This is a genomic window from Paraburkholderia fungorum (assembly GCF_902833645.1).
In the GTDB taxonomy this organism is placed as follows: domain Bacteria; phylum Pseudomonadota; class Gammaproteobacteria; order Burkholderiales; family Burkholderiaceae; genus Paraburkholderia; species Paraburkholderia fungorum.
Genome location: NZ_CADFGE010000001.1, coordinates 1,190,709 through 1,214,576, shown reverse-complemented (window position 1 = coordinate 1,214,576; position 23,868 = coordinate 1,190,709). Strand labels below are relative to the sequence as shown.

Annotated in this window: 21 protein-coding genes; 9 read left to right on the top strand and 12 right to left on the bottom strand. The window is 58.5% G+C overall.

Going from position 1 to position 23,868, the window contains the following annotated elements; translation table 11 throughout:
- Positions 1 to 9 precede the first annotated feature (9 nt).
- The 3 genes from HWX91_RS05445 to HWX91_RS05435 all read right to left on the bottom strand — a co-directional run bounded on the left by HWX91_RS05445 (position 10) and on the right by HWX91_RS05435 (position 3,656).
- Entirely contained in the window at positions 10 to 1,494 is a 1,485-nt protein-coding gene (locus HWX91_RS05445) for a CheR family methyltransferase (RefSeq protein ID WP_028197652.1), read from the bottom strand.
- Positions 1,491 to 1,955, bottom strand: coding sequence for a chemotaxis protein CheW (locus HWX91_RS05440; RefSeq protein ID WP_028197653.1), 465 nt, complete (start codon positions 1,953 to 1,955; stop codon positions 1,491 to 1,493). Before HWX91_RS05440 ends, HWX91_RS05445 begins: the two co-directional genes overlap by 4 nt.
- Positions 1,956 to 2,030: 75 nt before the next feature.
- Positions 2,031 to 3,656, bottom strand: a complete 1,626-nt coding sequence (locus HWX91_RS05435; RefSeq protein ID WP_035520474.1) for a methyl-accepting chemotaxis protein — start codon at positions 3,654 to 3,656, stop codon at positions 2,031 to 2,033.
- Positions 3,657 to 3,922: 266 nt separating this feature from the next.
- Between HWX91_RS05435 and HWX91_RS05430 the strand changes: the two genes are divergently transcribed.
- Positions 3,923 to 4,249, top strand: a complete 327-nt coding sequence (locus HWX91_RS05430; RefSeq protein ID WP_028197655.1) for a hypothetical protein — start codon at positions 3,923 to 3,925, stop codon at positions 4,247 to 4,249.
- Positions 4,250 to 4,349: 100 nt separating this feature from the next.
- Here the strand turns inward: HWX91_RS05430 and HWX91_RS05425 are convergent, their stop codons facing one another.
- From HWX91_RS05425 to mnmE, 3 genes are all read right to left on the bottom strand, one after another.
- The gene (locus tag HWX91_RS05425; protein WP_167346783.1) at positions 4,350 to 4,511 is read right to left on the bottom strand and encodes a hypothetical protein; all 162 of its coding nucleotides are present in this window, start codon (positions 4,509 to 4,511) and stop codon (positions 4,350 to 4,352) included.
- A 304-nt stretch (positions 4,512 to 4,815) separates the two neighbouring features.
- Positions 4,816 to 6,027, bottom strand: coding sequence for a tyrosine-type recombinase/integrase (locus tag HWX91_RS05420; RefSeq protein WP_028197656.1), 1,212 nt, complete (start codon positions 6,025 to 6,027; stop codon positions 4,816 to 4,818).
- Positions 6,028 to 6,203: 176 nt separating this feature from the next.
- Positions 6,204 to 7,598: a tRNA uridine-5-carboxymethylaminomethyl(34) synthesis GTPase MnmE gene (gene mnmE, locus HWX91_RS05415; RefSeq protein WP_028197657.1), complete on the bottom strand. Its 1,395-nt coding sequence runs from the start codon at positions 7,596 to 7,598 to the stop codon at positions 6,204 to 6,206.
- Positions 7,599 to 7,954: 356 nt separating this feature from the next.
- Between mnmE and HWX91_RS05410 the strand changes: the two genes are divergently transcribed.
- The gene (locus tag HWX91_RS05410; protein ID WP_042275609.1) at positions 7,955 to 8,431 is read left to right on the top strand and encodes a transcriptional regulator; all 477 of its coding nucleotides are present in this window, start codon (positions 7,955 to 7,957) and stop codon (positions 8,429 to 8,431) included.
- Between the two features lie 118 nt (positions 8,432 to 8,549).
- Here the strand turns inward: HWX91_RS05410 and yidC are convergent, their stop codons facing one another.
- From yidC to rpmH, 4 genes are all read right to left on the bottom strand, one after another.
- Positions 8,550 to 10,208 carry a membrane protein insertase YidC gene (gene yidC, locus HWX91_RS05405; protein ID WP_028197658.1) on the bottom strand — a complete coding sequence of 553 codons (1,659 nt, stop codon included), beginning with the start codon at positions 10,206 to 10,208 and terminating at the stop codon, positions 8,550 to 8,552.
- Positions 10,209 to 10,238: 30 nt separating this feature from the next.
- On the bottom strand, positions 10,239 to 10,469 hold the full coding sequence (gene yidD / locus HWX91_RS05400; protein ID WP_007180115.1) for a membrane protein insertion efficiency factor YidD: 231 nt from the start codon (positions 10,467 to 10,469) through the stop codon (positions 10,239 to 10,241).
- 88 nt (positions 10,470 to 10,557) lie between these two features.
- Positions 10,558 to 11,055 (bottom strand): ribonuclease P protein component, encoded by a 498-nt coding sequence (gene rnpA, locus HWX91_RS05395; protein ID WP_028197659.1) that lies wholly within the window; start codon positions 11,053 to 11,055, stop codon positions 10,558 to 10,560.
- 14 nt (positions 11,056 to 11,069) lie between these two features.
- A complete protein-coding gene (gene rpmH, locus HWX91_RS05390; RefSeq protein ID WP_004198824.1) occupies positions 11,070 to 11,204 on the bottom strand; it encodes a 50S ribosomal protein L34 in 135 nt (44 codons plus the stop codon).
- A gap of 393 nt (positions 11,205 to 11,597) precedes the next feature.
- Between rpmH and dnaA the strand changes: the two genes are divergently transcribed.
- From dnaA to HWX91_RS05355, 7 genes are all read left to right on the top strand, one after another.
- The gene (gene dnaA / locus HWX91_RS05385) at positions 11,598 to 13,232 is read left to right on the top strand and encodes a chromosomal replication initiator protein DnaA (RefSeq protein WP_028197660.1); all 1,635 of its coding nucleotides are present in this window, start codon (positions 11,598 to 11,600) and stop codon (positions 13,230 to 13,232) included.
- 219 nt (positions 13,233 to 13,451) lie between these two features.
- Positions 13,452 to 14,555: a DNA polymerase III subunit beta gene (gene dnaN, locus HWX91_RS05380; protein WP_028197661.1), complete on the top strand. Its 1,104-nt coding sequence runs from the start codon at positions 13,452 to 13,454 to the stop codon at positions 14,553 to 14,555.
- A 114-nt stretch (positions 14,556 to 14,669) separates the two neighbouring features.
- On the top strand, positions 14,670 to 17,141 hold the full coding sequence (gene gyrB / locus HWX91_RS05375; RefSeq protein ID WP_028197662.1) for a DNA topoisomerase (ATP-hydrolyzing) subunit B: 2,472 nt from the start codon (positions 14,670 to 14,672) through the stop codon (positions 17,139 to 17,141).
- 353 nt (positions 17,142 to 17,494) lie between these two features.
- Entirely contained in the window at positions 17,495 to 19,414 is a 1,920-nt protein-coding gene (locus HWX91_RS05370; protein ID WP_244143997.1) for a hypothetical protein, read from the top strand.
- 466 nt (positions 19,415 to 19,880) lie between these two features.
- Positions 19,881 to 21,086 (top strand): DNA cytosine methyltransferase, encoded by a 1,206-nt coding sequence (locus HWX91_RS05365; RefSeq protein ID WP_244143996.1) that lies wholly within the window; start codon positions 19,881 to 19,883, stop codon positions 21,084 to 21,086.
- On the top strand, positions 21,086 to 22,024 hold the full coding sequence (locus HWX91_RS05360; RefSeq protein ID WP_127837956.1) for an Eco29kI family restriction endonuclease: 939 nt from the start codon (positions 21,086 to 21,088) through the stop codon (positions 22,022 to 22,024). Before HWX91_RS05365 ends, HWX91_RS05360 begins: the two co-directional genes overlap by 1 nt.
- A gap of 9 nt (positions 22,025 to 22,033) precedes the next feature.
- A complete protein-coding gene (locus tag HWX91_RS05355; RefSeq protein WP_081833140.1) occupies positions 22,034 to 22,456 on the top strand; it encodes a very short patch repair endonuclease in 423 nt (140 codons plus the stop codon).
- A gap of 142 nt (positions 22,457 to 22,598) precedes the next feature.
- Here HWX91_RS05355 and HWX91_RS05350 read toward each other — a convergent pair whose 3' ends face one another.
- Together HWX91_RS05350 and HWX91_RS05345 are read right to left on the bottom strand one after the other, a co-directional pair.
- Positions 22,599 to 23,318, bottom strand: coding sequence for an Eco29kI family restriction endonuclease (locus HWX91_RS05350; RefSeq protein WP_052660766.1), 720 nt, complete (start codon positions 23,316 to 23,318; stop codon positions 22,599 to 22,601).
- Positions 23,319 to 23,586: 268 nt separating this feature from the next.
- On the bottom strand, positions 23,587 to 23,832 hold the full coding sequence (locus tag HWX91_RS05345) for a SymE family type I addiction module toxin (protein WP_081833150.1): 246 nt from the start codon (positions 23,830 to 23,832) through the stop codon (positions 23,587 to 23,589).
- Positions 23,833 to 23,868: the final 36 nt, after the last annotated feature.

Sequence of the window (23,868 nt, the reverse complement as noted above, 5' to 3'; positions counted from 1 at the left end):
GTGCGCTCCTCAACCACGTTGCGCTCCCTGTGCGCGCGACGCGCGTTCCTTCAACAGACGCGCACCGTTACGATCGCCTTCGAGTTGGAGCAGCGTGGCCAGATGCGCGAGCGCTTCGGCGTGCTGCGGGTCGAGATAGAGCGCCTTGCGATACTGGCCGCGGGCGAGGTTTGTATCGCCGCTGGCGTCGGCCAGCACGCCGAGGAGATAGAACGCATCGGCATGCGGCGCATGCTGTTCCAGATAAGCGTTGATTGCGTTCGCGGCGTCCGTCAGACGGCCCGCATCGGCCAGCGCGTGCGCGGATTGCAGCGTGTCGCGCGCGGCGCTGATGGGCGGCGCGCTGTGCGGCAGCGTGCGATCGTACGGTTGCGCGGCGGGTTTCAAAGGAACGGCCGCGCTGTTCCATACGCCGTTGGCCGGCGCTTGCGACGCGTACTTCGGCATATCGTCGTTCAATGTCGAGCGCACTTGCGGAGTTTCTCGAAACGCCTGTGAAGAGCCGGCATTGAACGGCGTGCGCGCCACCGGATCAGGCCACGCGAAGGGTTCTGCCGAAAACACTTGCGGCGGCGCGAGCGCGGGCACGGGCGAGTGCGTCATGGCCAGTGCCGCTGCGGTGGCGAGCGGCGCGGTGTGCCAGCCGTTGAATTGCGTTTCCGTCGACGTGGCGCGGCGGAATGCGAACGCCAACGGAATCTTCGCCGACTGCATGCCATAACGCATCAGCAGTCCGGTTTCTGCAGGGCCGACGAACAGCGTGCCGTTTTCGGCCAGCACGCTATTGAGTGCATGCAAGGCCGTTTGTTGTGCATCGCGGTCGAAGTAAATCAGCACGTTGCGGCAGAACACGAAATCGTAGATACCAAGCGTCGTGGCATCGAGTTGCATCAGGTTGGCACGCGAGAACCGGACCGCATCGACGATGCGCGGTGCGAGACGCCAGCCGTCTCCGGTACGCGTGAAGTGGACGTCCCGAAACGCCAACGCATTGCCGCGAAACGAATTGCGGGTGTATATCGCCTTTTGTGCGACAGCCAGCGAGCGTTCGCTGATATCCATCGCGTCGATGCGCATGTGCGCGGCGTCGATGCCGGCGTCGAGCAGCGTCATCGCGATCGTGTACGGTTCTTCGCCGGTCGAGCAGGGCAGGCTTAGAATCCGCAACGGCAACGCGGTACCGCGTTCGTCAAGGCGCTCGGACGCGAGACGTGCGAGCGCTTTGAACGCATCGGCGTCGCGATAGAACCAGGTCTCCGGCACCACCACGGTTTCAACCAGCGCCTGCACCATGGCAGGCGATGCTTGCGCAGCCTCCCAGTAATCGGCGAGCGTGGCATCGGCGTGACCGTCCGCGCACCAGGCGGCCGCGCGCTGATCGACCGCGCGTTCGATCGCGCTATGACCGAGCGATGCCGCATCGAGCCCGATGGTCCGATGCAGAAGATCGGTGAAGCGTCGATAGAGCGGCGCGTTGTCGTGATGCGCGTTCATGCGTGCGCCTCGGGAAACAGCAGCGCTTTGACATCGTCGGGCAGCAGATGCTCGACGCGAATCCATTGCACCAGACTGCCTGCTTCGCTCGCGACCGGGCCCAGATAGCGGGCGTGCGGCATGTCGATGCCGGCATCGTGAAACGCTTCGGCGGCGAGGCGAATCGTGCGCGTGGCGCCTTCGAGCAGGAGCGCGAGCAGGCGTACCGTGCCGGCATGCGGATAGCGCACCAGCACGACGCGGGTCGACATCAATTGCGCGGCGGGACGGCCGAGCGCGAGCGCCGGCAGATCGATCACCGGCAGCGCTGCGCCTTCGTGATCGAGCACGCCCGCGACCCACGAGGGCGCACCGGGAATCGCCTTCGGCGGCGACTGCGGTGTGAGCGGCATCAGACGCTCCACCTGCGCCGCGTCGATCACGTAGCGTTCGCTATCGAGCGTGAAGAGGATGAAGAGCATCGGCGTGGGTCGAGTGAGGTGGCGTGCGAATAGTCGGCTTCAGCGTGTGTGCCTGAATGAGCCAGTGGTGGCGCGTCAGGCCACCACCTTGAAGCGCGACACACCGGTGCGCAGACTGTTGGCGACGTGCGTCAGATCGTCGATCGCCTGGGTCGACTGGCGCAGCGATTCCGCTGTCTGTTGCGCGGCCTCCGAGAGCTGCGTCAGCGCCTGGGTAATCTGCTCGGCGCCCGTGGCTTGTGTCTGCATGCCTTCGTTGACCATCGAGAAGCGCGGTGCGAGCTGCTGCACCTGCTGGATGATCTGCGTGAGATGGCCGCCCACGTTCTGCACGTCGAGCATGCCGCGCCGGACTTCTTCGGAAAACTTATCCATGCCCATCACGCCCGCCGCTACCGCCGACTGGATCTCCTTGACCATTTGTTCAATGTCGTACGTCGCCACGGCGGTCTGATCCGCGAGACGGCGAATCTCGGTGGCCACGACGGCGAACCCGCGACCGTATTCGCCGGCCTTTTCTGCTTCGATCGCCGCGTTCAGCGAGAGCAGGTTGGTCTGATCCGCGACCTTGGTGATGGTGGCGACGACCTGGTTGATGTTGCTGGCCTTTTCGTTGAGGATCGCGAGTTTCGCGTTGACCGAGCCGGCTGCCTCCATCACGAGGCGCATGGTTTCTTCCATGCGAGCGAGACCGGCATGGCCGGTGCCGGCGAGCGCCGCCGACTGGCCCGCCACTTCGGACACTTCGTTCATGGTGCGCAGCAGGTCGCGCGAGGTCGCGAAGATTTCGCGCGACGTGGCGCCAATCTCGGTGGTAGTGGCCGCAGTTTCGTTCGCGGTGGCTTGCTGTTCGCGCGAGGTCGCGGCGATTTCCGTCACCGACGTGGTGACCTGAACCGCCGACTTCTGCGCCTGGCCGACCAGCGCGGTGAGCTCGTCGGTCATGCGGTTAAAGCCGGCTTCGAGCGCGCCGATTTCATCCGCGCGATTCAATTGCAGACGTTGCGTGAGGTCGCCCGTGCGCATGACGTCGACGACTTGCAGCACCTTCGCCATCGGCGTGGTGACCGCGCGCAGCAGCCAGTAACCGGCCAGAATGGCCGCAATGGCGGCGAGCAGCAGCATCACGAGCAGCACGATACGGGTGGCCTCCACCGAACTGCGGATGCTTTCGGCGGCCTTATCGGCGTCGGCCTTGTTGTTCTCGACCAGATTGCGTGCCGACACCCGGCCCGCCTCCCAGACCGGCGTGAGCTCGGTGTTGAAGATGCGCGCGGCGTTCTCCTTCGAAGCCGGCAAAGCATTCAGCAGCGATGTCTGGATCGGCAGGTACTGCGCGTGTTGCTGGCGGAAGGCGTTGAAGAACTCACGGTCGTTGTCGCGGAAGATGGTCGCGCCGTAGTCGCCGAGGAGCTTCTGGAGGGTTTGCTCGGTCTCTTGCAAACGGGTGTTGTCGCGCTTGATGGATTCGGGGTCCGTATCGACGTAGATGAGGCGCTGCGTGACGGAGTAGTTCTCGAACCAGGCCGCGCGCATGGCGGTCGCGTAGTAGAGCCCCGGCATCGAGTCTTCCTGCTGGCTCTTTGCGTCGCGGTCGATGCCGCCGAGTTGCTCGAAAGTGACAATTGCCATTGCCAGCATCACGATCAGCACAATTCCGAAACTGCACAGAATCCGTTGGCGGATGGTCCATTGTTTCACGCGCACGCCCCTTAACTTTTTGCTTGGTTTCAACGCCGACGTCGACTTGCAGGTCTCGGGGTCGAAGGATCGGAAAGCTTTACGGGTCGGCGGATTTGCCGACGGGTCTGCCGCGAATTTTACATTGATCATAAGAGCGGATGGCGGTCGGCGTGGCGTATTGCGCCTAAGGGGTTACACCCGTAATGCCCAGTTACCAACTGCAGCATCTATTTCCGCGCGCACCGTACACAATCCGCTCCATGCCTGAACGGCGGGAGCGAAACATGAAAAAGATTGCGGTGGCGTTGTTGGTGGTGGGGAGCCTGAGCGTGGCGGGTCCGGCGTCGGCTCATGGCAATGGCGGCGATGTGGTCGGTGCGCTGATCGGCGGGGCCCTGTTGGGTGCCGTGGTGACCTCCGCGCTGAATCCGGCGCCTGTGGTCGCTTACCAGCAACCGGTCTACGCACAGCCGGTTTATCAGCCGGCGCCCGTGTACGCCGGGCCGCCGCCGGGATACTGCTATGACCAGTACCAGCGCGCGTATGTCGGCTGCGGTGCGCCGCCGCCGGAACAATATGGGTATCCGCAGCAGCCCCAGCCAGGCTGGTAATGAATGACCTGCGCGGGCGTGTGCAGTCCCGATGCTCGCGCACCACAGAGAAAAAGGCCGTCGCAACACGCGACGGCCTTGTCTTGTTGGGTGTCTCTGCTCAGTGCTTGTGGTGCAGCCACTCCGCATAATGCGTATCGAGCCAGCGCTCGAGGCGCTCGGGCTTTGATTTGTCGCGATAGTGGGACGCGGCCCAGATCACCACGCCGACCACCAGCATGACTAACGGTCCCAGCAAATAAGCCATCAACGATTCTGACATGGGGGCCTCCGTCCCGGCTTGCATCCATGCTTCAGTTTAGGCGATGAATGGCGGGAAAAAAGGACGCCGTGATGGGTTGGCCGGCAACGCGGCGGTATTGACGTGAATGGGCTGAGAGGGCGTGGGGCAGGGTGATTGAGAACCTAGCGAAAGTGAGGGTTCTCTTTCATGGGTGGCCAGTTTGGCTTGATATTTGTCTAATTGTGTACCATCAAGCATGTCGCTGGCCAATGATCAGACAAGCCACGGCAACCGGTCCGGCGATAGCCGCTAGCCGTGTTTGGCATACCTGCCGCTGCCGTGCTCAGCCGGCCACGCGTGGTCGGCCGCTCTCGATTTGCATGTCGACGAAATCCGCCCACAGTTGCAAGATCTGACGCTGTTCCGCCGTGTGCTCAGCATGGCCGGCTCCGCCCGGGGTGTCTTTGACGGTATGCGCCAGTGCTTTTTCGATCGCATCCGAAGGCTGCCCCATTTCACGCAGGTGGGTCGCGGCGGTGCGTCGAAAGTCATGCAGGACGAAATGCTCGACGTCGAGTCCGAGCGATTTGACGGCCTGATTGAGCGTGCTTTTGGCGATCGGCCGATCGTCACCCCTGACGCTCGGGAAGACGAAATTGCGACTGGCCTTGGTCTCCTGAAGCTCGCGAAGCAGAGCGACGGCCTGATGCGGGAGATACACCACATGGTCGCGGCTCTTGTTCATCCGCGCGGCGGGGATCGTCCAGCGTGCTGCGTTGAGGCTGAACTCTGACCAGGCTGCCTCAACGATGTCCGATTTCCGTACCATCGTCAGCACCAGCAGGTGCAAAGCCAATTTCAGCGGACGTCGGATGTTCGATGCGTAAATCGCCCGCAACATGGTGCCTATTTCGTCTGCGGCGAGCACGCGGGTGCGGCTGTCCGGCGTCGCGATGAAGCGGGCCGGGATAAGCTCAGCCGGATTGGTCGTCGCGAGTTGCCGGGCGATCAGGTACTCATAAAGCCGTTTGACCGCGTTGCGTGTATGCAGCGCCATCTTGGGCGCGCCGCGGCCTTTGATCTGGTCGCATATCGCGCGAATGTCGTCAGTCGTGACGGCTTTGATCGACTTGGCACCAAGCACGGGAAGCACGTCTTTTTCGAGCGCGCGCCGCGTGGTGCGCTGATATTCCGCCGACTTGCCGGCCATCTCCGTGGCGAGATAAAGCTCCGCGCCCTCACGCAACACCTCGACCTTGCTCTCGGCTCCGCGGTCGCGGCGTGCTGTCGCTACTGGCGACACGCCATTTGCAACCATCTCCGCGTATTTCTGCGCCTTGGCCCGCGCAACGCGCAGCGAAATCATCCGGTAGTCGCCGATCGTGACGAGTGGTTGGCGCTTGCCGTTCAACGAATAGCGGAAGCGCCAGACCTTGGTGCCCGTCGTCATGATTTCGATAACGAGACCGTTGCCGTCAGCGACGCAATACCGGGTGGCGCGCGGTTCGAGTGCGCGGATTTGCGCTTCGGTGAGGGGAGCGGCTAGCTTTGGCATGGTGATTCGTTGGGTACCGGGATAGCGGAAATTCTAAACCGGCTTACGCTCTGTGTACCAACAAAATCAGCAAGTTTGGGTCAACAGACTTATCATGTGCGGGTGCGGGGTGCTACGCAAAATGGCCTTGTAAGGCATGCTGGTTAAGCCGCTAACCGAAGTGTTCCCGCCATTCACTACTTGCCGATACAAAACCGGCTGAAAATCACGCCGAGCAGGTCATCCGAACTGAACTCCCCGGTGATCGAGTTCAGTTGATCCTGCGCGAGGCGCAATTCTTCCGCGAACAGATCCAGCGCCTGAGCGTTCTGATCGGCGTGTGCTGCAGCCGTCGCCAGGTGCTCCTCGGCCGCGCGCAGCGCAATCAGGTGCCGCTCGCGCGCCAGGTAGACGCTTTCCGCGCCTGCCTGCCAGCCGGCGATGCGCAGCAACTCTTCGCGCAGCAACGCAACCCCATCGCCCTGTTTCGCCGACAACCGCACTTCGCTGAGATCGAGATGCGGGTCCAGCGGCGTCACGGTCGGCGCGAGCCCGGTCAGGTCCGTCTTGTTCAGCACGCGCACCACCGGCACGCCGCTCGGGAAACGGGCCGCGATCGTTTCATCTTCGGCGGTCATGCCGGTGCGCGAATCGAGCAGATGCAGCACGACGTCCGCGCGCTCGATCTCGCTCCACGTGCGCGCAATGCCGATCTTCTCCACCTCGTCTTCGGTATCGCGCAGTCCGGCCGTATCGATTACGTGCAGCGGAATGCCTTCGATCTGGATGGTCTGCGCGACCTTGTCGCGCGTCGTGCCGGCAATCGGCGTGACGATGGCCAGTTCCGCGCCGGCAAGCGCATTCAGCAGCGACGACTTGCCGACGTTCGGCTGTCCCGCCAACACCACCGACAAACCCTCGCGCAGCAGCGCGCCCTGACGCGCTTCGCTCAGCACGTGCGCGAGACGCTCGCGGATTCGCGCGAGCTTGCCGCGGGCGTCGGCGGCTTCGAGAAAGTCGATTTCTTCCTCCGGGAAGTCGAGCGTCGCTTCGACCAGCATTCGTAACGTGATGACGTCTTCGACCAAAGCGTGGATGTCACGCGAAAACGCGCCGTCGAGCGAGCGGCCTGCCGAACGCGCGGCGGCCTCGGTGCTGGCCTCGATCAGATCGGCGACGGCTTCCGCTTGCGCGAGATCCAGCTTGTCGTTGAGAAACGCACGCCGCGTGAATTCGCCCGGCTCGGCCAGACGCAGGCCGAACGCGCGACCGGCGTCGATACAACGCTGCAGCACCAATTGCAGTACGACCGGCCCGCCGTGACCTTGCAGTTCGAGCACATGCTCGCCGGTGTACGAGTGCGGCGCGGGAAAGTACAGCGCGATACCGCGGTCGAGCGCGTTGCCGGTTTCGTCAAGAAAGGGCACGTAGCTCGCGTGCCGTGGCGCGAGCACCTGGCCGGTGAGCGCTTGCATCAGCGGCTGCGCGGCGGCTTCCCCGGCGCGGCCGAACGAAATCCGCACAACCCCGATCCCGCCTCGGCCGGGTGCGGTGGCAATGGCGACGATCGGATCGGAATCGGTGGCGAGCATGGAGACGAGGCTATCAGAAGGGATGAATGCGGGAGAAAGCGCATGAGTGAGCGCCGGGCATTGTAACGCGGGCATCCGCTGCTCTCCGGACGCGGGCCGATTCCTACGACATCGCGCGCGCCATGAGACTCATGAAGATTTATCTCACACAAGCTAAGATAGCTTGAGACACTTTTGCGACAAATAGGCGCGACAAACTGTCCAGAACGCAGGCTGCACAAGGAAAAGATGAGATTCGGCGAAATCGTCGAATGCGGTATTCGGTGGCGATTTCAGGCTAAAAATAGCCTATTTAGGCTATAAAGTAGCGTGTTTGGTTGTCCACTGAGTATGCGCCGAATTGCACAATCTGGCCCATGCCGACCTCCAAAGAAAAAGCTGCTTTCGCCAAACGGCTGAAAGACTCACTCCCCAGCGAGCTCCAGGGCGGGACCGCTCTGGCCAAGGCATTTAGCCTGCTCTATCGAAACGGTCCTGCGGTTTCACCGCAAACCGCGCACAAATGGCTCTCGGGTACGACGATTCCAAAGCCTGATAAGTTGCAGGTGTTGGCGACATGGCTGCAAAAAGATGTCCACTGGCTGCACTACGGTCCCGTGCCAACCAGCAAGACCAAACCGCTCGCCCGTGGTGAAAAATATCCAATGACGCCGGAAACGATCGAACTGGTGACGCAGATGGCGAACCGGTTCGCGGGCTTGTCGCCGAAACAGCGCAATCTGGTGGAAGAGCTGATCACGGAGTTCGACGGCGGCACACAGCCGGCAACCGACGCTACGCCCGAGCCTGAAGACGCATCGAGAGACAAGAACCCACCAAAGAGCGAGTCATAAAAAAAGCCGCCCGGTGCAAACCGGGCGGCTTTTTTACAACCTGCTTCTGTCTGTCTTTGCCTGTTTTCGCCTGTCAGCCGGCGGGCGCTAGCGCCGCCCGCTGCAGGGAAGCCATCGATCAGGCTGCTTTCGTCTTCGGCTTACCCATCATCCGCGTGATGTAGTACTGCTGGGCGATCGACAGCACGTTGTTCACCACGTAGTACAGCACCAGACCGGCCGGGAAGAAGAAGAACATGACCGAGAACGCGATCGGCATGAACATCATCATCTTGGCCTGAACCGGGTCCGGCGGCGTCGGGTTCAGCTTGGTCTGCAGGAACATCGAGACGGCCATCAGCACCGGCAGGATGAAGAACGGATCCTGCTGCGACAGGTCGTGAATCCAGAGAATCCACGGCGCGCCGCGCATTTCAACCGACGACAGCAGCACCCAGTACAGCGAGATGAACACCGGAATCTGAATCACAACCGGCAGACAGCCGCCGAACGGATTGACCTTCTCGGTCTTGTACAGCTCCATCAGTGCGGCGTTCATCTTCTGCGGATCGCCCTTGAAGCGTTCGCGCAGCGCTTGCATACGCGGCGTGATCGCCTTCATGCGCGCCATCGACTTGTAGCTCGCGGCCGACAGCGGGAAGAACACGGCCTTGATCAGCAGCGTGAGCAGTACGATCGACCAGCCCCAGTTGCCGACATAGCTATGAATCTTCTCGAGCAGCCAGAACAGCGGCTTGGCGATGATCGTGACCCAGCCGTAGTCCTTCACCAGCTCCAGACCCGGGGCGATGCCTTCGAGCATGCGCTCTTCTTCCGGACCGGCGAACAGGCGCGCGGACACATCAGCCGATTGCCCCGGCGCGATGGTCGCCACCGGCTCCTTCACGCCAACGCGATACAGCGCCGGATCGATCTTCTCGACATAGATGTCGCGCTTCACGCCCTGCTGCGGAATCCATGCCGACGCGAAGTAATGCTGCACCATCGCAATCCAGCCGTTGTCGGCCGATTTGGCGAAGTCTTCCTTGTTCTTGTCGATGTCGCTGAACGTCATCTTCTGGAAGTGGTGCTGGTCGGTATAGACAGCCGGCCCGATGAACGTGTGCGAGAAGCGCGGCGTTTCCACCGGCGTGTCGTCACGCACCAGTTCCATATAGACCGACGGCGTAACCGGTGCGGTGCCGACGTTTTCGATCTTCGTGTCGACGCCGATCACATAGCTGCCGCGCGTGAACGTATAGGTCTTGATGACCTTCACGCCACCTTTCACCGGCGACTCGAAGCTGAGCTGGAACGACTTGGCGTCGCCCGTCAGATCGTGCGGCTGGTTCGGCAGCGGCGTGAAGATGTCGTTATGGTTCGGGAAATCGCCGCCCAGCAGACCGGTGCGTGCCAGATACGTATGGTTCGCGGTGCGGTCGAACAGCGTGATCACCAGATCGGGCTGCTTGCCGTCGCCTTGCTTGACGAGCGACAACTTCGACAGCGTGCCGCCGCGGGTGTCGATCTCGCCGTTATAGACGTCGGTGCTGAACTTGATCAGTTGGCCTTGAGCCGCAGCCGGCGCGTTGCCCGGTGCTGCTGCGTTGGTGGCCGGCAGATCGGCGGGTTGGGTTCCCGGCGTCGTGGTTCCCGGAGCGGCGCCTTCGACGGTCTTGGTCGGGTTGGCGCTCGGGAAGAACATCGACGGGCGTCCGTGGTCGCGTTGCCAGTTGTCGAACAGCATGACCGCTGACATGAAAAAGATGACCCATAGGACGGTGCGTTTGATATCCATGCGTTGTCTCAGTGTCGATGGAACGGCGCGTCAGCGCTTTTCAGAAGTGGGAGGCGGGACGAGATCGATGCCGCCCGCGGAAAACGGGTGGCAGCGGCAAATACGCCTGGCGGCGAGATAAGTCCCGCGCGCGGCGCCATGATACTGGATTGCTTCGCGCGCGTAATCAGAACAGGAAGGGTAAAAACGGCACCGGTTGCCGAGCATGGGGCTCACAGCAACCTTATAAAAACGCAGTAAAGCGATGAGTACCGTTTGCATGGCTGGTGCGGCCGGACGGCGCCGCGCAACGTGGAGTACCGGGCGACGCCCGCGCAGCAGGGCTGCACTGCGGGCGGTCACTTGAGCGTCATTCCGTCTTGGGCGCTTCCGCGGGCGGCGCCTCGCGACGGACAATCTCGCGCGCTGCCTTGTCGAGCAGCGCCTCTATCTCGCTGCGGCACAGCGCCCGTAACGGCGGCGACGAAGCGCTCGGCAAAGCTTTCTTGTCGAAGCGCGTGTGCAAACGCAGCAGCACATCCCAACCGCCGAATTCCGCGCGACGCAGCCGGAAGGCTTCACGCGCGAGTCGACGTACCAGATTACGCGTGGCCGCGCGCGGCGCATACTTCTTGCCGATCACGAGGCCTAAGCGAGCGTCGTTGCCGGTGGGCCGGCCGTACACCACGAAGTGTGCGGTGCGGCGCCATGGGCGCAAACGAAAAACGGATGAAAATTCATCCGTTTTCAGTAGCCTTGCGGCTTTGGGGAAGGCGGCTTGCGCTCGCAACGGAACCGAGCCCTGTTGCGGCGCCCCTGCCGCTCCCGCATCACCGCGGTTCTCGCCTGGCACAGACGGAGCGCGCAATCCGCTCGCCTGCCTTAGATGGCGAGGCGCTTGCGGCCCTTCGCGCGGCGTGCGTTGATGACCTTGCGGCCACCTGCGGTCTTCATGCGAACGCGGAAGCCGTGGGTGCGCTTGCGACGGGTAACGGAAGGCTGGTAAGTACGTTTCATGTTGCTCTCACTTGATCGAAAAATAACCGCGCGATCATCGCTGAAAGCGCAATGGCCGGAGGTTTACTGAATTGGTTTTCGCGGAACCCGCTATTTAAACCGGTTTTTCGTTGACCGTCAATAGTTTAGCCTGGTTCGGCCTGTCCGCGAGAGGCGTCCACAGGACGATCCGTCCCTGTGGATAACTCCCTTTCGCCGACGTTTTGGCGGTAGAATCTCGCCTTACTTCCCAAAAATCCTGCACGCCGCTCCGGCTCGCTTGTCCCGCAAACCCTTGTGGCACAAGCGCCTGGAGCCATCGCGCCTGGTTTGGCCTAGCTGCTCAGGGCCTTGTTGCGTACGCGCGACAGGGGCAGCGGCGAACCGCCGTGCATACATAACGACAGCAACTTGATGAACGATTTCTGGCAACACTGTTCCGCACTGCTGGAGCGCGAGCTTACGCCCCAGCAGTACGTGACGTGGATCAAACCGTTGGCCCCGGTCGCCTTCGACGCCGATGCGAACACGCTTAGCATCGCTGCGCCGAATCGCTTCAAGCTCGACTGGGTCAAGAGCCAGTTCTCCGGTCGCATCGCCGATCTGGCCCGCGATTTCTGGCATACCCCCGTCGACGTGCAATTCGTACTGGACCCGAAAGCCGGCATGCGCGCCCCCGCGGCAGCGTCGTCGGCGCCGGCGCGTCCGGCTTCCACGTCTGGTTCGATGGGCGCTGGCCATTCGTCTGGCTCGAACGGTGGCGGGGCCGCCGTGGACGCAGCCGTCGGCGCCGTGCAGGCGTCGCAGGCCGCGCGCGCCAACAGCGCGAACAGCGCCATGGCGAACCTCAACGCGAACGCTCGCGCTGCGGCGGACCAGAACGCAAACGCCCGCGCGGCCGCCGAAGATGCCGCCGACCTCGATCTGCCCAGCCTCGACGCGAACGAAGCCGCGGCCGCACGCCGCACATGGCGTCCGGGCCAGAGCGCGAGTTCGAACGGCAACGGCGAGAACGACTCGATGTACGAGCGCTCGAAGCTCAACCCCGTGCTGACCTTCGACAACTTCGTGACCGGTAAGGCCAACCAGTTGGCGCGCGCCGCGGCGATTCAGGTCGCGGACAACCCGGGCATCTCGTACAACCCGCTGTTTCTCTACGGTGGCGTGGGTCTGGGCAAGACCCACCTGATCCACGCAATCGGCAACCAGCTTCTGATGGACAAGGCCGGCGCGCGGATTCGCTACATCCACGCGGAACAGTATGTGTCCGACGTGGTGAAGGCCTACCAGCGCAAGGCGTTCGACGACTTCAAGCGCTACTACCACTCGCTCGACCTGCTGCTGATCGACGATATTCAATTTTTCTCAGGCAAGTCGCGCACACAAGAGGAATTCTTCTACGCGTTCGAGGCGCTGGTCGCGAACAAGGCGCAGGTGATCATCACCAGCGACACGTATCCGAAGGAAATCTCCGGTATCGACGACCGCCTGATCTCGCGCTTCGACTCCGGCCTGACGGTGGCGATCGAGCCGCCCGAGCTGGAAATGCGCGTCGCGATTCTGATGCGCAAGGCGCAGTCGGAGTTCGTGAGCCTGAATGAAGACGTCGCGTTCTTCGTCGCCAAGCATCTGCGCTCGAACGTGCGTGAGCTGGAAGGCGCGCTGCGCAAGATCCTCGCGTATTCGAAGTTCCACGGCCGCGAAATCACGATCGAAGTGACGAAAGAAGCGCTGAAAGACCTGCTGACGGTGCAAAACCGGCAGATTTCGGTGGAAAACATCCAGAAGACCACGGCTGACTTCTACAGCATCAAGGTCGCGGATATGTATTCGAAGAAGCGTCCGGCGAACATTGCGCGGCCGCGGCAGATCGCAATGTATCTGGCGAAGGAGCTGACCCAGAAAAGTTTGCCGGAAATCGGCGAGCTGTTCGGCGGGCGCGACCACACCACCGTGCTGCACGCGGTGCGCAAGATTGCCGCCGAGCGCGGCACGGACGCGCAGCTGAACCACGAACTGCACGTTCTGGAGCAAACGCTGAAAGGTTAAGCAGGTTGGATGGGAAATTCGACCTGTTTATTTCGGAACTCGCCCCCATTTTAGTGGAGCGGTTCCGTTTTCAGGCACAATACAGGTTTAACCGCCCGGCGGCCGCGGGCGGAATTCACGCCGTGACAGGCGCTGCGTGGCGCCGGCGGGGAGCCGCGGCTGCGCGCTGTAAGGCTGGCAAGTCAGGCGCGCAGGCCGTCATATCAACGAAGGAACTCTATGCAACTGGTCAAGACCGAACGCGATAACCTCCTCAGGCCGCTGCAAACCGTGAGCGGCATCGTCGAACGCCGCCATACGTTGCCGATCCTCGCCAATTTGCTGATTACCAAGAACGGCCCTGACGTGTCGTTCCTGTCGACCGACCTCGAGTTGCAGATCACCACGCGTGCCGATTTCGGCGTGGGCGGCGATTCGGTCGCGACCACGGTGGCAGCAAGAAAGCTCCTCGACATTTTGCGCGCGATGCCCGACGGGCAAGTTACGCTGACCTTGAACGACAAGCGTTTGACCGTGCAATCCGGCAAGAGCCGCTTTGCGCTGCAAACTCTCGCGGCCGACGAGTTCCCGACCGTCGCTCAGGCTAAAGACTACGGCGCGAACCTGGTGGTTCCCCAGAAAACGTTCCGCCAGTTGCTCGGCATGGTCCATTTTTCGATGGCCCAGCAGGACATTCGCTACTACCTGAACGGCATGCTGCTGGTGGTAGACGGCGACCAACTGATGGCAGTCGCAACCGACGGCCACCGCCTCGCGTTCTCGTCGATGAAGATCGAAGGCTCGTTCGCGCGCCAGGAAGTAATCATTCCGCGCAAGACGATTCTGGAACTGCAGCGTCTGCTGGAAGACATCGACGACACGCTGAAGATCGACATCGCGCCGACGCAGGTGAAGTTCACGTTCGGCCAGGTCGAACTGGTGTCGAAGCTGGTGGAAGGCAAATTCCCCGACTTCCAGCGCGTGATTCCGAAGTCGCACAAGAATCAGTTCGTGATCGGCCGTGAAGAACTGCAGCGCTCGCTGCAACGCGCCGCGATTCTGACGTCGGACAAATTCAAGGGCGTGCGCTGCATTATCGAGCCGGGCCAGTTGAAGATCATGTCGACCAACGCCGATCAGGAAGAGGCGCAGGAAGAACTGGAAATCGCGTACGACGGCGACAGCGTCGATATCGGGTTCAACGTCACGTATCTGCTCGACGTGCTCGCGAACCTGAAGGTCGACATGTTGCAAGTGAGCCTTGGCGACGCCAGCTCCAGCGCGTTGATCACGATTCCCGAGAACGACGAATTCAAATACGTCGTGATGCCGATGCGCATCTAACGCGTCCAAAAACCAAGAACACACCAAGGGGCGCAGCGCCCCTTTGGCGTTTTTATGGTGTTTTGAAAAGTCCCGAGCAGCAACCAAGCAGCAACGCAGAACCGGAAAAAATCCATGACTGAAACGAACAATTCGCAACCCGATAACAGCTACGGCGCCTCCTCGATTCAGATCCTCGAAGGTCTGGAGGCGGTGCGCAAGCGGCCGGGGATGTACATCGGGGATACGTCAGACGGGACCGGTTTGCATCACCTCGTATTCGAAGTGCTGGACAACTCCATCGACGAAGCGTTGGCGGGGCATTGCAACGATATCCAGGTGATCATTCACGCGGACAACTCGATCTCGATCACCGACAACGGCCGCGGTGTGCCGACCGGCCTGAAGATGGACGACAAGCACGATCCAAAGCGCAGCGCCGCTGAAATCGTGATGACCGAATTGCACGCCGGCGGCAAGTTCGACCAGAACAGCTACAAGGTGTCCGGCGGCCTGCACGGCGTGGGCGTTTCGTGCGTGAACGCGCTCTCGGCGTGGCTGCGCCTGACGATTCGCCGCGACGGCAAGAAGCACTTCATGGAATTCCACCGTGGCGTGCCGCAGAACCGCGTGATCGAAGAGATCGACGGCGTGGCTGTCTCGCCGATTCAGTTGATCGGCGAAACCGAGAACCGCGGCACCGAAGTGCACTTCCTGGCTGACGAGACGATTTTCGGCAATGTCGAATATCACTACGACATTCTGGCCAAGCGGATTCGCGAACTGTCGTTCCTGAATAACGGCGTGCGCATCAAGCTGACCGACCAGCGCACGGGCAAGGAAGAAGATTTCGCGTTCGTGGGCGGCGTGAAGGGTTTTGTTGAGTACATCAACAAGAACAAGGCCGTGCTGCACCCGAACATTTTCCACGTCAGCGGCGAGAAAGACGGCGTGGGCGTGGAAGTGGCGATGCAGTGGAACGACAGCTACAACGAAAACGTGCTGTGCTTCACGAACAACATTCCGCAGCGCGACGGCGGCACGCACCTGACCGGGTTGCGTGCGGCGATGACGCGCGTGTTGAACAAGTACATCAACGATCACGAAGTCGCGAAGAAAGCGAAGGTCGAGACGTCCGGCGACGACATGCGCGAAGGGCTCTCGTGCGTGCTGTCGGTGAAGGTGCCGGAGCCGAAGTTCAGCGCGCAGACCAAGGACAAGCTGGTGTCGTCGGAAGTGCGCGCGCCGGTGGAGGATGTGGTCGCGAAGGCGCTCGAGGAATTCCTGCTGGAAACGCCGAACGACGCGAAGATCATTTGCAGCAAGATTGTCGATGCGGCGCGGGCGCGCGATGCGGCTCGCAAGGCGCGTGAAATGACGCGTCGTAAGGGCGTGCTGGATGGCGTTGGTTTGCCTGGGAAGCTGGCGGATTGCCAGGAGAAGGACCCGGCGAAGTCGGAAATTTATATCGTCGAGGGCGACTCGGCAGGCGGCTCGGCGAAGCAGGGGCGCGACCGGAAGTTTCAGGCGATCTTGCCGCTGCGCGGCAAGGTGCTCAACGTGGAGAAGGCGCGCTATGACAAGCTGCTTTCTTCGGAGCAGATTGTGACTTTGATTACGGCGCTGGGTTGTGGGATTGGTAAGGAAGACTACAACCTCGACAAGCTGCGTTATCACCGCATCATCATCATGACCGATGCTGACGTGGACGGCGCGCACATCCGCACGCTGCTGCTGACGTTCTTCTATCGTCAGATGCCGGACATGATCGAGCGTGGGTATATCTATATCGCGCAGCCGCCGCTGTTCAAGATCAAGGCGGGTAAGGATGAGCGGTATCTGAAGGATGAGGCTGAGGTTAATGCTCACATCCTGAAGCTGGCGTTGCAGGGGTCGGAGTTGTTGGCTTCTGAGGGTGCTACGCCGATTACCGGGGATGCGTTGGGTGAGTTGGCTCGGGCTTATTTGCTGGCTCAGGCTGTGGTGAACCGACTGAGCCGGTTGTATGACGCTGGGGCGCTTGAGGCTGTGATGGATGGGGTTGTTATTGACCTCTCCAGTGAGGAAGCGGCTGAGGCTTCGGCGGCGGCGCTTGAGGCGAAGCTGCGGGATGATGCGTTGAAGCCTGAGGTTACGGTCACGACGATGTATGACCCGGTGAGAGAGTTGCGCTCGCTGAAGGTTGCTCGGACGCATCACGGTAATCAGAAGGTTTCTGTGCTGGATCAGGATTTTCAGCTCACTGCTGATTATCAACAACTGGTCAATACCGCTAATACGTTTAAGGGGTTGATTGGGCCCGGGGCTGTCATTAAACGTGGCGAGCGGAGTATGGCTGTTACCGACTTCAAGAGCGCTATGAAGTGGTTGCTGGCTGATGCTGAACGCAATATTTCAAAGCAGCGCTATAAGGGGCTCGGTGAGATGAACCCCGGGCAGCTTTGGGAGACGACGATGGATCCGACTGTGCGTCGTCTTCTTCGTGTGCAGATTGAGGATGCTATTGCGGCTGATGGCATCTTTACGACGCTCATGGGGGATGATGTGGAGCCGCGTCGGGCTTTCATTGAGTCGAATGCGTTGAGGGCGGGGAATATTGATGTTTGAGCTTGAATGTCGGCTTTGAAAAGAAACGTTCCGATGAGTTAATAAGGATCCGGAGGCCAACTGGCAGTGCTTCGCTATTAACGGAAAGCCCGCGATTAACTGATCGCGGGTTTTTTTTAAATTAACGCTTATGTGCACGCATGCTTCTCGATGGAGATCGGCTAGCCTGGCTTATCGTGCAGATTTACTTAGAAACCGGCTGGCATTTCTTAAATTGAATCGATTCGTGAGTGACTGTAAGAGGTTCAGTACGTTGTCGCATAATGCGCATCTGCGAAGGCCTGACGAAGCGCTGCATTTGCGTACGAAATTGAAAATGTCCGCACCCGGCTTTAATATTCATCCGGATATCCATGGTGAAGCAGAGGCTGGCTACATCTTCGGTTTTGGATTATTCTCCTTCTTGTACCAGCCTGCTCGACGGCATGTCATTGCGTTTATTAGTTCTATTGCCATATTTTTTGATCAGGCAAGCATTTAAAAAAATAGAAAAAGGAGGCCGCGTGCCACACCGCTTACAGATAACGCAAAACGCTCAGTTCTTTTATTCAAAAACAGAAATATCCGATGCCGCGGTTGCGAGCGTACTTGACTCCGCATCTGAGAATCGCGCCCAGAACACTGATTTTCTGATTGACGAATTTAGGGAAGAGAGGGCAATCCAAAATTCGAATTTCACTTATGTATATTCTGCGAGGGTATTTCAATCTTCAAGGCCGGTGTACTTTCTGAATGAAGAGTTTGAAGATGCTATATATGCCTATATAATTTTAATTGAGATTGGTGGCTATATATCTGTTTTCAAAAAAAGTTGCGGAAACGTAACGGATAGTATTGAGGAAAATTTCAATCCGATTGATCATTCGTTACTAACCTCGACCTTTGATGATGACGAGGTCGAATTCCAAAAAATCGCGTTGCGCAACATGACTATATCGGAGCGGGCGATGCGCGCGAGGTCATATGAAGCGGCAGACTTGAAAGGCCTGTTATCGACGCATGCGGCCGGCCGGTCAATTCCATACTTTCTAAAAATTCGACAAGGGGCCAATCTTAAAACAATATCCGCGAACTCAGGACGCGTAGTCGAGGCTTCGGAACGGAAAGGCTTGGACGAAATCGCTCTTTGGGCAAGCGAGCAGATACATCTAATTAAAAACCCGAGCCCTAACAAAACGTTTTTGGAATCATTCGCTAAATTAGTCGAACTGAATGCGGTATTGGCGACCACCGATCCATCTGCCATTCTGATTGAAAGTGGAATGCTATATGATCGAATCGTCAAAGAAGGACTTCCCGCCTCGTATAAAACGCGAAAAAATAAAGTACTGAATCTCAACAAGGGGCGACTTGATCGGATATTTAAGCTGCTTGAGATGGTGTACGAGGTCGACGAAGATCTTAAGGTTATTGGCCATGAAAATACGTCTCGACTTCGAAAAAACGAAAAATCTATTACCCTACTCTCTTTGTCACTGCAAAGGATTAAAATATCTGAAAATGGAAAAGAAATATCGCTACAAAAATTTATTATAAAAAACGGATTTTTTAGCATTTGTTTTAAAGACCCGAAATTCATGTATTTCATGGGGCGATGTTTCGAAGACTCTTCAGGCATCTCTGAGATTGATAGTATCCTCGACGTTCTGGTCGTAAAGAATCAGGTCGCCGCCGTTATAAGCGAAAAAGGTGGAATTCAGCCTGCTGCAACGATATTTGATCCGAACTCTATGTTTGGTGCTGTGGAGGCAATTCACGCCGCAGATGATTACGTTTTTTGCGACGATTTAGGTAATGAGTGGGCGGACCACATAACGCTTAACAGTGCAGATTCCTGCATTTGCTTTATTCACTCAAAACATGGGGACGTCAGCACATCCGCGAGCAATTTGCATGATGTGGTTGGCCAAGGCATCAAGAATCTCGGCAATATGTATTTTTCGAAAGAACAAATAGCGAAAAAAATAACGAATAAATTTTCTGAGCGATACCGGCGAGATTCGGTGCAGAGCGAAATTAATAGAGTTAGAAAGGGCGACATAAGTAAAGTTGATGATTACCTTAAGAATCTTCTCCAAGATTACAAGCTACATCGGAAAGTTATACTTTCTTGCTCGTTCCTATCAAAAAATGATGTTGAGACGGAATTCAAAAAAATTAAAGCAGGAAGTGTCGTTCCTGGATATGTGATTCAGCTTTTATGGATTTTGTCATCTTTTGCGCACGCCGCTAAAGATATGAATGTTATTCCGATAATTTATTGCAAAGCATAAATAATATTTGCAAAAGCGTTTTGGTGGCGTCGATCGTAACTCAACTTGGAACGACGATAGCTTCTGCCTAAGTCATCGGCCGCCGCATCGATGAACAGTCGCATCGCCTCAACGTTTCGGCGTCGCAGCGCTATGGCTCTCAAGATTTACCGACGTTTGCTGCGGGAGCCGTAGAACTTGACAGCAACTGTATGTATGTACAGTATTTCGAATTGCTGACGCGGCCGCGCATGCCTGTGGAGGCTTGTGCGTGCACATAATTCTGGGCAAAATGTGAGTAGCCGCGGATTGCCGCGGAAAGCCGCGGACGGATTAATGATGGGAAAAGATGGGCGCGACGCTGTGCGCGTGACAACGACGTTTACGCGCCAACAGCATGCGGAATTGGAGCGCATTGCCAAACAGAATGGCGTAAAGCTGGCTTGGCTCGTTCGCCGAGCCGCCGAACGTTTGATACAGCAGGCGAATGACGATTCGCAACTTCCACTCAACTTGCAACCCGGGGAAGAAGACGATGCGTAGCGTCGAATTGTTTAGTGGCTGTGGCGGCCTAGCGCTAGGCTTGACCCGCGCCGGCTTCCATCATGAATTTATGGCTGAATGGAATGCCGAGGCGGTTGCGACTGTTGTACACAATCGCAAACGAGGAATTCGGCACGTCCGAGAATGGCCACTCGAGAAGGCGGAGGATGTTCGTCAACTAAGTTGGCATCGTTTTGCCGGCCTTGATTTGGTGGCTGGCGGTCCGCCATGTCAGCCGTTTTCCATTGGAGGAAAACACAGGGGCCAGGACGACGCACGTGATATGTGGCCGGAGGCCATTCGCGCAGTTAGAGAAGTTGGACCGCGCGCATTCCTTTTCGAGAATGTTCGCGGGTTGTCGAGACCAACTTTCGCGCACTATCTCCGGTGGATCGTCGCGCATCTCCAGCACCCGGAACTTACACGTGTTACGGGAGAGGATCAGATCGCACACACCGAGCGATTGGAAGACTCCGATATGCCACATGCCTATAGCGTTTTCGTGGCCCAAGTGAACGCAGCCGACTATGGCGCGGCACAGAAGCGGCATCGAGTTATTGTCGCTGGCGTCCGTACGGACCTGGGTGTCGCGCTAGCTCAGCCAGTGCCGACACATTCCCGCGAGCGGTTGTTATGGGAGCAATGGGTCAGCGGGGAATACTGGGCACGGCACGGCATAGTCCAGCCAGACGATTCTGCGATCGCCACAACTGATCGTGTCTTGGTAAACCGGCTCAGAGCGCTTGACCAACCGCCAGGCGGCCGAGCATGGGTGACGGTACGCGATGCATTGGTCGGTCTCGGTGAACCAAATGGCCAAGCCAATCACGTCTTCCAACCAGGCGCGCGCGTTTATCCGGGACATACCGGCAGTCCTCTTGACCAACCGGCCAAAGCGCTCAAGGCTGGTGACCATGGTGTTCCGGGAGGTGAAAATATGATGGTTCTTGACGATGGCTCAGTTCGCTATTTCACTACGCGAGAAGCCGCACGTCTTCAAGGCTTGCCTGATACATATCTGTTCCCAAGGTCTTGGTCTGAAAGCATGCGACAGATTGGCAACGCTGTTCCTGCTCCGCTCGCAGAGGCCTTGGGAGACTGGATTGCGGGTGCGATCGTCGCCGGTAACGAAGGGCAGGTGGCTGCATAATGACGAAGAAGCCTCGCCTTGAGCAAGCAGTCATCGACGAGTTGCGCGAACGTCTCGCCGTTCTAAAAGACTTGCTGCCCACCCTCACACGCCCCGCAGCCAATAAGGCAATGGCCGAATTGCTCGCCGTAATGGGCGAGATCGAGAGTGCGCGCGCTGACTTTGACCCGATCAAAGACCCTGGGGCATCCTTTGATCCCACAAACCCCGAGACCGCCGGTCGCTCCGTCGCGCTTGCCTTGATAGCGCAGGACAAAGTGCCGCTATCCCGGATCGCACGCACCTACGGATCAGGTGTCTACGCGATTTACTATGTGGGCGATCATCCCGCCTACGCAACTGTCTCGCGCACGGAAACGCCGATTTACGTGGGGAAAGCGGACCCGAAAGGTGCCGACGCACGCACGTCGCGCGAGCAAGGTCCACAACTATATGGGCGTCTCGCAGACCATCGCCGCATGATTAAAACTGTAGGCGAGTATGCGAGTAAGAACAGCTTGCCCCACCCGCTTAATATTGAAGATTTCCTGTGCCGACGGCTGGTGTGCGCGACAAACGCTCAGTTGGTCGCGGAACGGCACCTGATCAATACATTCAGACCAATTTGGAATAATGAAGTCCAGATTTGCTGGGGGATCAGTAAGCACGGGGATGCCGCGAAAACGCGCGCAAATAAGCGCTCTCCTTGGGACGTAATGCATCCGGGACGGGCGTGGGCGATGGCAGAAACGTTGGAGGACAAATTGTCTCCAGACGTGATTTCGGCGCGTCTCGCTCAGCATTTTGTAGCGAATCCACCGTACCGTAGCCGCGCACGCATCGTCCGGCAACTATTAGCGGCGTTCGCACAGAACGCGGCAATAACTGCTGAAGAAGTTATCGAAGACGACGATACTCTTGCAATCGGTATCGTTGAAGAGCAATCGTCAAACGGATAGCATCGTTCTATGACCGTCGATCCCGCACGTAGCGCTCAGATGTCACTAGTGCGCTCGCGGGACACAAAACCCGAGATGCGGGTGCGGAAAGCTTTGCATGCTGCTGGCCTGCGCTATCGCCTCCACGACAGGCGTTTGCCCGGCGCCCCGGATTTAGTTTTCCCAAGCCGTCGCATTGCCCTCTTCGTGCACGGTTGTTTTTGGCATCGGCACCCCGGTTGCTCCGCATCGCGATTACCTAAGTCGCGATTAGAGTTTTGGGAGCCAAAACTAAACGGCAATGTAGCCAGGGATGCTCGGAAGCAGGCCGAACTTCAGGCGCTTGGCTGGACAATCCTTATTGTTTGGGAATGCGAAACACATAATTCGGAGGTGCTAGCAGCGTTGGCAGCGCACATTTCAAAATCACCACGCGTTTCCAAGAATACCTAAAGACCGAATCGACTTCGGCACGAAGCTGTTGGCCGATCCTGTCATTTTTCTATTCGCTCAATATCGGAGCTTGTAGTCGCGTCTGGAATCGCTAATCGTAGAACCGAGGCAACTGCAAAAGTCCGAAGGTACCTCCGCACATCTACCCTTCATCTGCTTGCATCGTCCCTTTCGCATGCGCAGGCTTCTTCGGTTTGACGACCTTTCCAGACCTGTAGAATGTTCGAAGCGACGCGATGTACTCATCGGGCGAGATCGGATTTTCGCCCAGTTTCTCAGCGAATTTTCGGCCAGGATGGATCACGTCCCATGCTGATTGATACTGGTCCTTGCGCCTCCGCCCAGGATCCTTGTTGCCAAATCCATCAATCACTAAGTTCCAAACGGGCCGGTAATGTTCGATCAGCATATTCTCACCCAGCGGGATAAATATCTCATCCACAACTAATGCGCGAAAGCTGAAGTCACTTACCTCTAGATTCTCCGCTTCGTCTATCGAGGCATGGTGTTGATCGAGTCGCTCGTGAAGAGCTTTGCTGTGAGCAGAACGCTGGTCATCCGCGAAGATACCCTTGCGGCCCCCTTTGGGACTCGCTTTGCCAATATAGATTGGCTGTCTATATTGTTTCCCACGGTTCTTCGCGGCCACTGGTTTGTAGAGTGCCGAGTCGCCAGAATAGTAGATTATGTAAATTCCCGCACCGGAAAGGTCTTCAGTTTTCGACAACGACTTAGGTGTCTGATCTAGCAGCGCGCGGACAACGCTCTCGGCCAGATTCTTTTTTGCTAGTGGGTTATACGGCTCTAGTTCGGTCATCGCAATGCCCTTCGCGGAGGATTTTTCCGCTAGATTATCGGGCATAGCGTTATTTTTTGCATTCTCCGTTAGCCGAGTCTGCGGCAGGCGGACTGCTGCGATACAAACTTACCAACGCCTGTTGTTTTTGACATGCACGCGGGTAGCATTGATTGCGTATTGCCTAGGCGCAGCTTATACGCAAACTTTTCTATAACGATGCGCACCTCCTGACTGTTCGCCGGACCGAGCCGGGAACGGGTTCAGCAAGGTGCCGGGCGGCCAACACAGAAGATGGACGCTCCGCTGGCCGCCCCCGCAGGGTAGACCTGAGTCATCTCGCAGGCGTAATCACAAGCCTCCCTCTTTCCACTTCGACGCGAATCTTTTCACTAATTTCAAATCCCGCCTCCTCCAACCACCTCCCCGAGAGCCGAATCCAAGGCGCAGGCGGCAGATCTGGAAAAAATTTGACATGATCTGGTGCGAAGGTTTTCATCGGTCGCGGCCGTCTTTGTGACGAAATGGTCAAGATGCGTTGGGTTACGTGCGCAACTGCTTTATGATTGGCGTCAGCCATGATCAACTCCTGCACTGAGCTGGTTGTGGTCAGCGG